Genomic DNA, 1,237 nt, shown 5'->3' on the forward strand with positions numbered 1-1,237 from the left:
CACACATGCTGTGAGCTCGATGAGTAAGGCGGGACACGTGGTATCCTGTCTGAATATGGGGGGACCATCCTCCAAGGCTAAATACTCCTGACTGACCGATAGTGAACCAGTACCGTGAGGGAAAGGCGAAAAGAACCCCGGCGAGGGGAGTGAAACAGAACCTGAAACCGTGTACGTACAAGCAGTGGGAGCCTTCTTTATGGGGGTGACTGCGTACCTTTTGTATAATGGGTCAGCGACTTATATTCTGTAGCAAGGTTAACCGTATAGGGGAGCCGCAGGGAAACCGAGTCTTAACTGGGCGTTAAGTTGCAGGGTATAGACCCGAAACCCGGTGATCTAGCCATGGGCAGGTTGAAGGTTGGGTAACACTAACTGGAGGACCGAACCGACTAATGTTGAAAAATTAGCGGATGACCTGTGGCTGGGGGTGAAAGGCCAATCAAACCGGGAGATAGCTGGTTCTCCCCGAAAGCTATTTAGGTAGCGCCTCGTGAACTCATCTTCGGGGGTAGAGCACTGTTTCGGCTAGGGGGCCATCCCGGCTTACCAACCCGATGCAAACTGCGAATACCGAAGAATGTTATCACGGGAGACACACGGCGGGTGCTAACGTCCGTCGTGAAGAGGGAAACAACCCAGACCGCCAGCTAAGGTCCCAAAGTCATGGTTAAGTGGGAAACGATGTGGGAAGGCACAGACAGCCAGGATGTTGGCTTAGAAGCAGCCATCATTTAAAGAAAGCGTAATAGCTCACTGGTCGAGTCGGCCTGCGCGGAAGATGTAACGGGGCTAAACCATGCACCGAAGCTGCGGCAGCGACACTATGTGTTGTTGGGTAGGGGAGCGTTCTGTAAGCCGTCGAAGGTGTGCTGTGAGGCATGCTGGAGGTATCAGAAGTGCGAATGCTGACATAAGTAACGATAAAGCGGGTGAAAAGCCCGCTCGCCGGAAGACCAAGGGTTCCTGTTCAACGTTAATCGGAGCAGGGTGAGTCGACCCCTAAGGCGAGGCCGAAAGGCGTAGTCGATGGGAAACAGGTTAATATTCCTGTACTCGGTGTTACTGCGAAGGGGGGACGGAGAAGGCTATATCAGCCGGGCGACGGTTGTCCCGGTTTAAGCGTGTAGGCGGAGTGTCCAGGTAAATCCGGACGCTTATTAACGCTGAGGCGTGACGACGAGGCACTACGGTGCTGAAGTGATAAATGCCCAGCTTCCAGGAAAAGCCTCTAAGC

Annotated in this window: 1 rRNA gene; it reads left to right on the plus strand. The window is 53.6% G+C overall.

Going from position 1 to position 1,237, the window contains the following annotated elements:
- Nucleotides 1-1,237 (plus strand): 23S ribosomal RNA (locus HFD94_RS22755); the annotation flags it as partial.

The sequence above is a fragment of the Pantoea sp. EKM20T genome (assembly GCF_011800485.1).
GTDB lineage: Bacteria > Pseudomonadota > Gammaproteobacteria > Enterobacterales > Enterobacteriaceae > Pantoea > Pantoea agglomerans.